The sequence below is a fragment of the Treponema saccharophilum DSM 2985 genome (assembly GCF_000255555.1).
Classification (GTDB): domain Bacteria; phylum Spirochaetota; class Spirochaetia; order Treponematales; family Treponemataceae; genus Treponema_D; species Treponema_D saccharophilum.
Genome location: NZ_AGRW01000051.1, coordinates 158,026 through 171,046 on the forward strand (window position 1 = coordinate 158,026; position 13,021 = coordinate 171,046).

Genomic DNA, 13,021 nt, shown 5'->3' on the forward strand with positions numbered 1-13,021 from the left:
AAAAAAGCATGGACAAGAAAAACCAATCCGAATTCACCGCATACTTCAAAAGGAACTTCTGGAGGACGAGCTCCTTCACGTCCGGGTTCCTGCTCATGCTGTGCGACTGCGTGACGATAATGCTGTCAATCGGCATATCCTTCTTCATAATAAATTTCATAAACCACTCGTGGATAAATTTCCGCTCGTTCTACACATACGGGATATACCTCCCGCCAATCCTCGCGGTGTTCTACGCGGCGGGGCTGTATCCGGGTTTTGTCCTGCCGCCAGAGGACGAGGTCAAGAAATTCTCGATATGCACGTTCTTCGCGTTCGTCGGGATTGCGCTGTCGATAAAGGTCGAGGACGCGGACGACAAGATTCCGCTGATGGTCGCGCTCATTCTCGCGACTCCGTTCGCCTCGCTCATGCTCCCGCTCGGACGAGAGGTTGCGCGGCACCAGTTCGGGAAGCACAAATGGTACGGCGTCCCCGCGGTCATCTACGAGAGCGGGAAAAGCGGCATGTTCATAACGGAGCGTCTCATGAAGAGGCCTGACTTCGGCTACAAGCCAGCGATAATAATCGACAGCAAGGCGGACGGGATATCCGTCCTCAACGGCATTCCCGTGTACCCGCCTTCGGTCGAGATTTTCGAGGAGATAAAGAAGCGCGGTATAAAGGTCGCGATTCTCTGCGATTACGAGCCGGACATAACCGACATCAACTCATATTACCGCTACACGATACAGATTCCGAAAATCCAGGACACGAACACGATAACGATGAACGTCCGCGACTTCGGCGGAATCCTCGGCTTCTCCTCGACGCACAACCTGACGAAGGGGTTCGGGCTCCTCCTCAAGCGCGCCGTTGACCTCTTCATACTGCTCCTCTCAAGCCCCGTAACGGTTCCCGTGATAGCGGTCGTCGCGGCAATCGTCAAGCTGACGAGCGAGGGGCCGGTCTTCTACGGGCACAAGAGAATCGGGAAGAACGGGAAGGAATTCAAATGCTGGAAATTCCGCTCGATGGTCGTGAACGCCGACAAGATGCTCGACAAGATTCTGGCGGAGAACCCGGACATGCGCGCGGAATGGGAGCGCGACAGGAAATTCACGAACGACCCTCGCGTGACTAAAATAGGGAAGATTCTGAGGAAGACGAGCATCGACGAGCTTCCGCAGTTCTTCAACATACTTGTCGGGGAGATGAGCTTCGTAGGTCCGCGCCCCGTCACGACGCCAGAGCTGACGAAATACGGGCACAAGAAGGACTTCATCCTCTCCGTGCAGCCTGGGCTGAGCGGAATGTGGCAGATTTCCGGACGCTCGGACACGGGATACGAGGAGAGGATAACGCTCGACTCGTACTACATTCAGAACTGGTCGATATGGCTGGATTTGTGGATAATCTGCAAGACGATATACGTCGTAATAAAAGGAAAAGGAGCATACTGAATGAATCTCGCACCAAAGGCAATCCTTGCAGCAGCGATACTTTCCGCATCAGGTGCGGCGATGGCGGAGAAATTCCGGATAGCCGACATAGACTACGAGCTTGACGGGACGAAGCAATACGCGGTCGAGAAGGCCGTCGAGGTCAACACGAAGCGCGTGTTCTCCTCATACGAGGAATTCCACGCGTACATGGACAACCTCCAGCAGGAATTCACGAACCAGCGCGTATTCGACACGGCGGAGCTGACGTACCGGTACGAGTACGAGGACGGAACGACGGGCGACACGCCGAAAGGAGACGATGACGGCGAAAGCATAACGATTGTCCACGCGCACCTGCGCGCCACCGACTCGAAGCACATGCTACTCGTCCCCTACCCCAAATACAATTCGAACAGCGGGCTGAACCTCAAGCTCAAGCTCAAGGACATGAATTTTCTCGGGACGATGAGCGTGCTCTCGTCTGACATCAACTTCTCCATCGAATACGACGAGCAGGACAGCTCGGACAAGGACTACGTAATCGGGGCGAATTTCAGCTACGACTACCCGTTCAAAGCAGGTCCCTTCGACTCATCGTGGAACAACTCGTTCGGAATCGACATGACGCTCGGCGAGACCATCCCCGAATTCAGCTACGAGACCGGGTTCACGTTCGAGCTTCCGTTCGACACGTATTCCATAAAGCTCGACTTGACGGAGGGAATCTACCGCGACATGGACTACGAGGAATACGGCGACGAACTTTACTTCAAGACGGACGCGACATTCTCGCTCCCGCTGAAAATCGCGGAGATAGAGAACTGGGGAAGCGTCAAGTGGACGCCGTCCGTCGAATTCGAGGTGAACTACGACAAGGACGGAATCTCCCCCGAGAACTCCGACATATCGAGCCCGCTCCTGACGTTCGGGCACTCGATAGGAACGGAAAGAATCGACTGGCTCGGGAATTTCAGGAACGGCCTTTCCGTATCGTTCGGGCAGACGGTCGGATACAACTTCCAGAAGGACACGTATCCCGTGAAGGTCTATTCAAAGCTGAAGGCATACAAGGCGTTCAAATACGCGGGGATTTCGGCGCAGGCGTACGCGTTCGCGGCAATGGACGGGAGCGAGAAAATCGGCTCCATGCTCCGCGGCATAAAGGACGACCAGTATTACGCCGACTACGACAAGAAGGCGCTCGACGTCCCCGCGGCAATCGTATTCAGCCTCGACATACCCGTCCACATAGTGACGACGGACTGGACGGGATGGATAGGCTGGGTTTTCGGCGAGGAGTCGTGGATTTCGCGGCACACAGGATGGATGCGCTACTTCGACTTCGAGCTACAGCTCTCTCCGTTCGGGGACATGGCGCTCGCGAAGAACGACGTGACGGGAAAAGCGTTCGCGATAAAGGACGGATGGTACGCCGGAGGACTTGAGATGCTCGTCTACCCCGCAAAATGGCGCAGCCTTGTCGTCAGGGGAAGCGTCGGAATCGATGCGGGAAGAAAAATCGTGGACAAAGTCGTGGACAAGCTTTTCGACAGCAGCTGGAGGAAAAACTGCTCCGCAGTCGAGATATATATCGGAATCGGTCTCCAGTACTGAACGGAAAGGCGCGGTTCATCATTCATCTGATTTTTTGCCGCAACAAAAAATCCCGCCCAAAACGGGCGGGATTTTTCATGTCCTATAGCAGATTGCCTTGGAAGGCGCCGCTCTGAACGAACCGATGCCGAAACGAGCTTCTTTCCGCTTACTCCGCCACATCGGTGCGCGAAATCTCTTTTCCGGCCTTCTTCAGCTGCAAAAGAGAAACAAGCCCGAAAAAGGCACAGCCGGAAGCGATGATTACAGCACCGAGAAGCGCGTCTTCGGCGCTGATGTCGAAAAACGGCTCGCCGCCAAGCACGCTTGCGATGCCGTCAACGCTCCACATCAAGGCCGCAGCCCAGAACATGAGGAGCGTCGCTTTTAGGGCGACAGCGTTTCCGGCATTCTTCCCGCCGAACAGATAAATCACCGAAAAAACGGACGCGCTTAAAATCGTCAAAATCAAGCACATCAGACAGCCCCCCGAATCATACCGGCGCACCGTTTTGAGCGCCTCCTGAAAAGGGCGCTTATGCCGACTGCCGCGCCCCAGACTGCGGTAACGAGAACAGCCATCCCCACTCCGACAGTCGCCATCTCGTGAAGCATTTCCGGAATATCTTCGGGATTTTTCATTGCCGTCAGGAAAGGCGGGTACAAAACGACTTCGCCGTGATAGATATGCTCGATTGCGAGAAGAAAACTTCCGCCGTAAAGCATTTTCTCGAGATTCCTGATGCTCACTTTTATTTCGGCGAGCTTTTCCTTTTTTGCCTCGCCGATGACGCCGTCCGCATTCCGCCTGAAAACGACAGCCTTGACAGCCGTAACGATTACAGCCTCCGCCAATGGTACCGTAAAACATGCCATATGTATTATCTCCTATTCTGCCCGTGCCATTGCTTCCTCAAAATCCTTCGTTCCAACCCAAATCTCGTTGGTGTAAGGATTTTTCCTAGCGGCAACAGAGCGTTTTATAATCATGGCAAGAACAACAACGTTGATTGCGAGCGCGAGCATTGCTACAACTCCCTGCGGAACCGGGTTCGCCTTGATTCCCGTCGTGGCGATGTCTGCAACCTGTGTCAAATCGAATGCGTTCAGATTCTGAACGTTGTTCGCATAAAGAGAAGGCAAAACTGCGCAATTCTTAATCTGGAAGAGAGGGAAAACCTGGGCGAACATGCACCATAGTGCGAGCGTATTCGCGCGGTTCTGAATCCAGCCGCCCTTGTTCCAGAAAGCAGCCGCGAATGTCGGAGCAAGAAGAAGCGCAACACCGCAGTACCAAGAATGAGTCGGAAGGTTCGCGTAAGTGTACTGGAAGTTCCAAACGTCGTAAGCGAGGATGAACCAGATTGTCATGTCCGGCCAGAGCATATCCTGATGATGCTTGTCTTTTGAAGAATAGATTCCCCACCAGCCGGTCATACAAAGAATGTTCAAAATACCTGCGATTCCGTTTGCCCAGTTCCACCAGCCGCCGTAAAGCCATACGTTCTCGCTTGATTTCCACCAGCGGTCGCCTGTGGCTGCAAGCGCCTGCGAACCTCGGATTGCGCTCTCAAAATCAGATGCAACTGCAATCAAAATGTTGATTCCGACGATAACAAAAGGCCAAGCCTTGAACCAGTGAGCCTTTCCGAGTTTTCCCCATTTGTATTTCAAAACCATGAAGCCGATACAGCCGATATCTGCCGCGTAGAGTTTTGCGTAGTGGAACCAACCGTTCATGTACAAATAAGTCTGATTCTTCAAAGCCCATTCTGCGCCGCCTGCGGCAGCGACAGCAACCACAACAAAGTAAGCCGTGAGCGCGAGCGGAAGAGCAACGAGAAGCGCAATTCCGCCAGCCTTAGTCCTGCGGGCGATTTCGTTCGCAAGAATCAATCCGACAAATACGGCACACCAGCCCAAAAGCTGACTTACTGCCGTTGTCCCGTAAATTTGAAATAACATTTTTTCCTCCTGAGTGTGCCGGTTTATGGTAAGTGACCGTATCCTCAGCACGCTTCAATTTGCTTTATGTTCATTTCGTTCCCAACCTGCAGAACGGTGTTGTCGCTCTTGCAGTTCGGGCACGTTTTTCCGAATTCGACAGTGCGGTACGTTTTCTTGCAATCATTGCAAATTGTTACCGCCTCAATCGGTTCGATTTTCAGTTCGGAGTTCTGCATGATTTCTGTCTTTTTGACAGCCCATTTCCAGCAGTCCTGCAAATATTCAGGAACAACTCCGCTAACCTCACCGATTTCAAGTGTCACGCTCTGAATTTCAGAAAGTTTGTTTTCCTCGGCAAGATTTTCAAGACGCTTAATTACATGAAAGACAATTCCTAATTCGTGCATTATTTTTCCAGCGAATTGCGGTTCGGATTCAAAAGAATCTTGATTTCCCGCTTCAAGATATTCGGCAGGATTGCCTTCAGTTTGTCCTCGCTCTTAATCATGCGGCTTGCGTTCGGGTGCTCGCGATGCAGGTGAATTGCGTCGAATGCACATTTTGTCGTACAAACGCCGCAGCCAATACACTTGTTTTCGTCAACAACGCTCTGTCCGCAGCTCAAGCAACGTGCAGTTTCCTTTTTAATCTGCTCTTCTGTAAAGCAGACTTTTGTTTCCTTGAACTTGCTTCCAACTTCGCTCGCTGTCTTTTTGCCAGGAACCTGACGAGGCGTGTTGTCGTAGCCCTCAACCTTAATGTTTGACTTGTCAAGTTCAATGAACTCACGCTTGTCGCGTCCGATTGTCATGCTTGAATGCGGCTGAACGAATCTGTGGATTGAAACAGCAGCCTTTTTGCCGGCCGCAATCGCATCAATCGCGAATTTCGGGCCGGTGTAAACGTCGCCGCCCGCAAAAATATCAGGCTCGGCAGTCTGATAGGTAAGTCCGTCCGCAACAACGCCGTTTCCGCGCCCAAGCTGAACTTTTGTGTCTTTGAGCATGTCGCCCCAAACAATCGCCTGACCAATCGAAAGGAACACATTTTCGCACTCAACGGTCATCGTGTCGTTTTCATCATATTTCGGGTTGAATCTGCCAGTTTCGTCTTTTACAGAAACGCATTTTTTGAACACGATTCCTTTTACTTTTCCGTTTTCGGTCAAAATCTCTTTCGGGCCCCATCCGCAGTTGATTTTGATTCCTTCTTCTTCGGCTTCCTCAATTTCTTCAAGAGTCGCTGGCATTTCTTTTCGCTGCTCAAGGCAGAATTGCTGAACGTCAGTTCCGCCGCATCGCCATGCAGTACGGCTCACGTCGATGGCAACGTTTCCGCCGCCCACAACCACGGTTTTTCCGTTCACTTTGTAATTCTGGTCATCTGCAACGGTTCGCAGGAAGTCTACCGCAGTCATAACGCCCTCAGCCTCCTCTCCGGCGATTCCGGCCTTGCGTCCGCCCTGGCATCCGATTGCAATGTAGAAAGCCTTGTAGCCCTGTTCCCGGAGCTGGGAAATCGTAACGTCCTTTCCCACTTCAATTCCAGTTTTGATTTCAACGCCCATTTCCTTCATCACGTCGATTTCTGCCTGGACGACATCCTTTTCGAGTTTGAAGCTTGGAATTCCGTAAACGAGCATACCTCCGGCAACCTTGTTTTTCTCGAAAACAGTCGGGCGATAGCCTTTTTCCGCCAAGTAGAACGCGCACGAAAGTCCAGCCGGGCCTCCGCCGATAATCGCGATTTTCTGCTCAAACTCGCCCCTGTTCGAAGGAATAACTTTTTTTGGGATAAACCGTGTCGAAGAGTCCAAATCTTTCTGAGCGATGAATTTCTTTACTTCGTCAATGGCAATCGCTTCGTCAATCGTTCCGCGGGTACATGCCGACTCGCACCGCTTGTTGCAGATTCGTCCGCAAACCGCCGGGAACGGATTTTCTTTCTTGATGAGGGCAAGGGCTTCCGTGTAGCGGCCTTCGCTCGCCATTTTCAAATAGCCCTGAATTCCGATGTGGGCAGGGCAGGCAGTCTTGCACGGTGCAGTTCCTGTCGAATAACAGTTAGTTCGGTTTGTGTTTCTGTAATCAACGTCCCAGTTTTTCTCGCTCCATTTGTGGTTGTCCGGCAGAATGTGCTTAGGATATTCAACCTTGCTTCCGTCTTTTTTGCAGAGTTTCTGACCAAGCTTAACAGCCCCGGCCGGGCAATACTCAACGCATCGGCCGCAGGCAACACACTTGTCGCTTTCAACACGGGCAACATAAGCCGAGCGGGAAAGATTCGGGGTGTTGAAAAGCTGACTCGTTCGGAGCGCGTAACAGACGTTCACGTTGCAGTTACAGATGGCAAAAATCTTGTTCTCGCCGTCAATATTCGTAATCTGGTGAACAAATCCGTTGTCCTCGGCGTGCTTCAGGATTTCCATGACTTTTTCGCGGGTAACGTAATGACCGCGTTTAGTCTCCACGAGATAATCAGCCATGTCACCAACGCCAATACACCAATCTTCCGGGTCGTCGGCACAGCCTTCATCAAAAGTGCGTCGGCTCAAACGGCATGAGCACGGAGAAGCCGCGCATTTTCCGTCGTATTTGTCGAGCCAGTGAGAAATGTGCTCAACCGAAACGCTCTGATTCTCGGCTTCAATCGCCTTTTCCACAGGAATAACGTGCATTCCGATTCCGGCACCGCCCTCCGGAACCATCGGAGTAACTTTCGTAAGCGGCTCAAAACTCATTCGCTCAAAGAATTTTCCGAGCTTCGGGTGCGCTTCAAGCTGCTTCTGATTCATGTTGGTAAATTCCGCGCTTCCAGGAACGAACATCGGCAAAATGTACTGTTTTTCGCGTTTCGGGTTTTCCCAGTTGTATTCAATAAGACCGGCCATCGCCATGTCCATAAGGAGATTTTCGAGATATTTTTCGTCCTTTCCTGTTCGCTTTGCAATCTGCGGGAGCGTAATTGGCTTTCGCACGTCCATCTTGAGCGCAACTTCTGCCATTTCGTCGGTTACGATTTCGTTCAATCCCCAGTACTCCGGGTCATTTTCGTTTATTTTTCGCCCAAGCCGGTCCGTAATCTTCTGACCAAGCTGCAAAATAAGTGGTCTGACTGTTTCTTTTTCTGCCATTTTTTTTGTACCTCTAAAAATTGTCATTTCGACTTCGCTCAATGACCGTTTTGTTTTACTGATTATGAATGCTCACTTCGCCCAAAAGCCAGTCCGTCCAGTCTTTAACGCCTTCGCCAGTCTTCGCGCTAATCGGGAAGATTTTTACGTTCTTGTTGAGCTTCCCAACGTAATCGCGAAGTTTTTCCATATCAAAATCAAAATACGGCATAACGTCAATTTTGTTGATGATGAGAGCGTCAACCTTGCTGAACATGAGAGGATACTTTAACGGCTTGTCGTGTCCTTCCGGAACAGAAAGAATCATAACGTTCTTTGCAGCCCCCGTGTCAAACTCGGCAGGGCAAATAAGATTTCCAACATTTTCCAGAACGACCAAATCCAAATCGTCGTATTTAAGTTCGTTTAAGCCTTGCTCGGTCATTGCCGCATCCAAATGACACATTCCGCCAGTGTGCAGCTGAATCGACTTGACTCCAGCTCTAGCCATCGTTTCAGCATCCACACTTGAATCAATATCAGCTTCCATGATTCCGATTTTAATTCTGTCTTTTAGGGATTCGACTGTGCGCAGCAATGTAGTAGTCTTTCCGCTGCCCGGTGACGACATAAGATTCATCAGGAACGTTTTCTTTGACTTGAGTTTGTCGCGCAAAACCTGAGCCTCTTTGTCGTTGTCGGCAAGAATGTTTTCCTTAACTTCGATAACGCGAATATCAGACATATTTTATTCTTCCTAAAAATGATATTTATACTTTTAAGCTGATAGTCACGCTATCAGTAATCACGAGATTATATCACCTTCCCGCCCAAAATAAAAGATACATTCATATGGATTTCAGAATTTCACCATGACACATTAGAACAGTTCCATTATTTTCCGGACATAAAATTGCCCCCGAAACGCGGACTTCCTTCATCCGGCATCGGGGGCGTTTTCGATACGGCAGATTATTTTGCGAGCTTCGACGCCGCCTCAGACCTCCAGTACGGGTCGGGCATCGCAGCCGCCATCTTCCGGAAGAAGCTGTCAGCGAGGATAAGACGCCCGCGCTTCTGCAGCCGCTCGCCCATCTGGAACATCAGCTCCCAGACGTGGTATTTCTCGCACCAGGTCATGATGTCGTCGTACTTACCGCACTTCTCGAGGAAATCGGCATACGTAGTGAACGAATAGCTCGTGTCGCGCTCGCATATCGTCGCGTAGATGTGCGTGAACGACTCTATCGTGCCGAGGGCGGCGCACACGAGTGCATTCTCGTCGCGTCCGGCGCGCTCGTAGACGTTCCCCAAGTCGAAAAGCGCCTCAAGGGAGCGGTTCTCCTCCGCGCGGAACAGCGTGAAGAACCTGTCCGCGTTCTCCGCCTTGTCGGAGTCGAGGATTTTCATGAACGCGTTCCGGAAAACGGAATCCTTGAATTTCGGGTCGGAATCGAGTATGAGGAGGAGCGCCTGCTCGTAATCGTCGGGACGCTTCGCCTCGAGCGCGAGCGCGACCATCGCGTAGAGAATCTCGTAATGGAAGTCCGGGATGTCGAGGTACTCGCGCTCGACGCGCGCCTTCTCGTAGAATTCGTACGCCGTCTTGTACTCGCCCTCAAGCTGATAGATTTTTCCTATAAGGAAATCCGCCTCGGGATAGACGTTCTTCTCCTTGACCCATTCGACGAGATTCGATATCGAATCGCCGAAAAAGCCCGTGCCGTAGAAGCGCAGGTATTTGTTTATCAGCTTGACGGCCTCGTTCTCGTCCCTTTCCGCGAGGATTTTCAGGACGTCGCCGAAACTGTCGCCGACCTTCCTGACCGCCAGCGGAGAGAGTGCATTCTCGAGGGTGTAGACCTCCCACGCAATCTCCGCGCGCCTGTTCGCCTTCGCCCGGTTCGCGAGGTTCATCGCCTCGCCGTAATCAGCAGCGTCGTAGGCGATGCGGGCGTTCTCCAGGATGCGCCACGAATACTCGCTCGCGACGGGACGCTTAGGCGCGACCTGCGGGAAAGAGAATGATGCGGACAGGACGAGCCCGCAGACGAACGCCATCTTCCTGGCAGCTGAACAGATTCCGATATTCATAAAGACATTAGTTCCTTTCTGAATTCATTATCGGCATCTTTCACGTCGATTGTTCGGACAATTTTCCCCTTCTTGAAGATGATTGCCTTGTCCCCGGCACCAGCGATTCCGATATCGGCGTGCTTTCCCTCGCCGGGGCCGTTGACGACGCAGCCCATGACGGCGACCGTTATGTCCTTTTTCATCGAAAGGAGCTCGTTCTGCCACCTGTCCATGAACGAATGCACGTCGAACCCGATTCTACCGCACCGCGGGCACGAGACGAGCGTGACGCCGCCGCTCCGCTTCCCGCACTCTCGCAGAATCTCAAGCCCGGTGACGACCTCGTTCTCGGGAGTTGACGAAAGCGACACCCGTATCGTGGAGCCGATTCCCTCACGGAGAAGCTTCGAGAACGCCAGAGTCGACTTGACGACGCCCGTTATGAGGGGCCCCGCCTCCGTGACGCCGATATGAAGCGGAACGTCAAAGCGCGACGCGAAATCCTCGTTCGCCTCGATGGTCTCGCTGACGCTGGACGCCTTCATGCTGACCGCGAACTGGTCGAACCCGAGCTCGTCGAAAACCGCGCATTCCCTGGCGGCGGTCTCCGACAGAGCGGCGGCGCGGCTCATCGCCCCGGACTCGACCTTTGCCTCAAGGTCCTTCGGAAGGCTTCCCGTGTTCACCCCAATCCGTATCGCGACGCCCTTTTCGCGGCATCCGTTGACGACGGCCTCCACGCGCTCCCGCGCGCCGATGTTGCCCGGGTTTATGCGGATTGCGCCGACCGGCCCCTCAAGGCACTTGAGCGCGAGCCGGTAATCGAAATGTATGTCAGCGACGAGCGGCATCGTCGTCGACTTGCATATCTCCACGAAACTCTCCGCGCTTGCCATATCGGGGACGGCGAAGCGGATTATGTCGCACCCGAGCGTCTTGAGTTCGGCTATGCGCGAGCGGATTGAGTCGAGGCGGGCGGAATCGTCCTTCACGCCGACAATCGGCTCCTTCCACATAGTCTGGATTGTGACGGGATTGTCCCCGCCAAGCCCGATGCGCTCGACATTACCATTGCCGCCGACAAAAACGGTTCTCGGCTTCAAAAACTGCGGCATATATTTCCTCCAAAAAAAATCGTTTTACACTGGCATCCTGCCGGCTGCGGCAGGAATCCGGAAGTCCGGAAAGGCTCATGATAGTTTTTTTTTCCGCATTCGTAAACATTCGCCCCGCGGAGAAACGCGCGCTGCGATTCAGCCGCCGCATCATCCGAAACAGCAAAACAAATCGGGCAAGTTGTGATAGAATCTCGGCGTTATGTTGCAGAAAAGTGAATCGAACCTGTACATCATCGGGGCAGGCTTTGCCGGGCAGATGATTGCGCAGGACATATCGCGGAAGAAGGTGTTCGGGAAGGTCGCGGCGTTCCTGGACGACGACAAATCGCTCGTCGGAACGGAAATAGAGGGCGTTCCCGTCCTCGGTCCCATAGCGAGCGTCGCCCCCGTGATAAAATGCGGGCCGCTTGACGAGGCAATCATCGCCATCCCGAGCGCGCCTCCGGAAAAAATCAAGGAAATATACGAGAACCTGATGCGCGGAGGCTTTGCGAGAATAAGGATTCTCCCGAGCGTGAGCCAGATTGTCGAGGGAAAGGCGCATCTCGTGCAGACGAGGGACATCGACCCGCTCGACATACTCGGACGCACCCCGATAATAATCCCGCTACACGAAAGCCTCAAATACCTGCGGGGAAAGCGCGTCATGATAACAGGCGCCGGCGGCTCCATCGGAAGCGAGCTTGCGCGGCAGCTCCTTTCGGGCGGGGCGGAGAGGCTCTACCTGTTCGGGCACGGCGAGAATTCGATCGTGAACATCTACCGGGAGCTTATCGTCCTCCAGAACGAGGGCGTCGGCGAGAAGGCGACCGTCGTCCCCATAATAGGCGACATGAAGGACAGGGAATACGTCCGCTACATAGTCGAGAGGACGCGCGTCGACGTCATATTCCATTGCGCCGCGTACAAGCACGTTCCCATGATGGAGGAGAACCCGGTCGCGGTCATCGAGAACAACGTGTTCGGGACGAAGAACCTGCTCGACGCCTCGGTCGAATCGGGCGTGTCGAAATTCGTCCTCATCTCGACGGACAAGGCGGTGGGGCCCGTAAGCGTCTACGGGGTCAGCAAGATGCTTTCGGAGAAGCTCGTCCTGCGCTCGGCAAAAAAGGCGCGCGACGGGCAGTCGTTCATGTTCGTGAGGTTCGGGAACGTCCTCGGCTCGCGCGGCTCAATACTCCCGCTCTTCCAGTCGCAGATTAAGGCAGGCGGCCCCGTAACGGTCACCGACCCGGAGATGGAGCGATTCTTCATGACGATTCCCGAGGCATGCTCGCTCGTGCTCGAGGCGGGCGGCGTCGGCATGAACGGGAAGTCGTACCTCCTCGACATGGGGGAGCCGATAAAAATACTCGACATGGCGGAGCAGATTATAAAATTCTCCGGGCACGAGCCGGGAAAGGACATCGAGATAAAGATAATCGGCGCGCGCGAGGGCGAGCGGAACCACGAGCCGCTCTGGCTTGACGAGGAGAACCCGCAGAAAACGGAATGGGAGAAAATCCTCATACTGCGCAACATCGAGATGGACGAAGGCGCGCTGGAAAAACTGCTCTCGGAGCTTGAGCCGATATGCTTCTTCAGGGAAGGGATGAGGGAGAAATTCAGGAACAGGGACGAGCTGATACGCATTCTCCGCGCAGCTTTCAAAACGCTCGACGAATTCTACGAGCAGACGAAGGACAAGGCGCAGTCGCGGAGCATATCGTCGTCCGGCGATGGCGAGAAAATCACGCTCTGAAAAAAAATGG

General features: G+C 53.2%; 11 protein-coding genes. 3 read left to right on the forward strand and 8 right to left on the reverse strand.

The genetic code is table 11. The features are described 5' to 3' along the window. The first annotated feature begins 8 nt into the window (after positions 1-8). Together wbaP and TRESADRAFT_RS10540 are read left to right on the forward strand one after the other, a co-directional pair. A complete protein-coding gene (gene wbaP / locus TRESADRAFT_RS10535) occupies positions 9-1,442 on the forward strand; it encodes an undecaprenyl-phosphate galactose phosphotransferase WbaP (protein WP_002705541.1) in 1,434 nt (477 codons plus the stop codon). Beyond that, a complete protein-coding gene (locus TRESADRAFT_RS10540) occupies positions 1,443-3,038 on the forward strand; it encodes a hypothetical protein (protein WP_002705543.1) in 1,596 nt (531 codons plus the stop codon). Between the two features lie 148 nt (positions 3,039-3,186). Here TRESADRAFT_RS10540 and TRESADRAFT_RS10545 read toward each other — a convergent pair whose 3' ends face one another. From TRESADRAFT_RS10545 to ispG, 8 genes are all read right to left on the reverse strand, one after another. Beyond that, a complete protein-coding gene (locus TRESADRAFT_RS10545) occupies positions 3,187-3,495 on the reverse strand; it encodes a hypothetical protein (RefSeq protein ID WP_002705544.1) in 309 nt (102 codons plus the stop codon). Continuing rightward, the gene (locus TRESADRAFT_RS10550; protein ID WP_002705545.1) at positions 3,495-3,893 is read right to left on the reverse strand and encodes a hypothetical protein; all 399 of its coding nucleotides are present in this window, start codon (positions 3,891-3,893) and stop codon (positions 3,495-3,497) included. The genes TRESADRAFT_RS10545 and TRESADRAFT_RS10550 overlap by 1 nt, the downstream gene beginning before the upstream one ends. A 12-nt stretch (positions 3,894-3,905) precedes the next feature. Continuing rightward, the gene (locus TRESADRAFT_RS10555) at positions 3,906-4,982 is read right to left on the reverse strand and encodes a DUF5692 family protein (RefSeq protein WP_002705546.1); all 1,077 of its coding nucleotides are present in this window, start codon (positions 4,980-4,982) and stop codon (positions 3,906-3,908) included. Positions 4,983-5,026: 44 nt separating this feature from the next. After that, on the reverse strand, positions 5,027-5,371 hold the full coding sequence (locus TRESADRAFT_RS10560) for a hydrogenase maturation nickel metallochaperone HypA (protein WP_002705547.1): 345 nt from the start codon (positions 5,369-5,371) through the stop codon (positions 5,027-5,029). Further along, on the reverse strand, positions 5,371-8,097 hold the full coding sequence (locus TRESADRAFT_RS10565; RefSeq protein WP_002705548.1) for an FAD-dependent oxidoreductase: 2,727 nt from the start codon (positions 8,095-8,097) through the stop codon (positions 5,371-5,373). The genes TRESADRAFT_RS10560 and TRESADRAFT_RS10565 overlap by 1 nt, the downstream gene beginning before the upstream one ends. A 55-nt stretch (positions 8,098-8,152) precedes the next feature. After that, a complete protein-coding gene (hypB, locus tag TRESADRAFT_RS10570; RefSeq protein WP_002705549.1) occupies positions 8,153-8,821 on the reverse strand; it encodes a hydrogenase nickel incorporation protein HypB in 669 nt (222 codons plus the stop codon). A 227-nt stretch (positions 8,822-9,048) separates the two neighbouring features. Then, positions 9,049-10,170 (reverse strand): hypothetical protein, encoded by a 1,122-nt coding sequence (locus tag TRESADRAFT_RS10575; protein WP_002705551.1) that lies wholly within the window; start codon positions 10,168-10,170, stop codon positions 9,049-9,051. Next, complete coding sequence (gene ispG, locus TRESADRAFT_RS10580) at positions 10,167-11,267, reverse strand: flavodoxin-dependent (E)-4-hydroxy-3-methylbut-2-enyl-diphosphate synthase (RefSeq protein WP_002705553.1); 1,101 nt, start codon at positions 11,265-11,267, stop codon at positions 10,167-10,169. Before ispG ends, TRESADRAFT_RS10575 begins: the two co-directional genes overlap by 4 nt. A 202-nt stretch (positions 11,268-11,469) precedes the next feature. Between ispG and TRESADRAFT_RS10585 the strand changes: the two genes are divergently transcribed. Next, a complete protein-coding gene (locus TRESADRAFT_RS10585) occupies positions 11,470-13,011 on the forward strand; it encodes a polysaccharide biosynthesis protein (protein ID WP_002705555.1) in 1,542 nt (513 codons plus the stop codon). Positions 13,012-13,021: the final 10 nt, after the last annotated feature.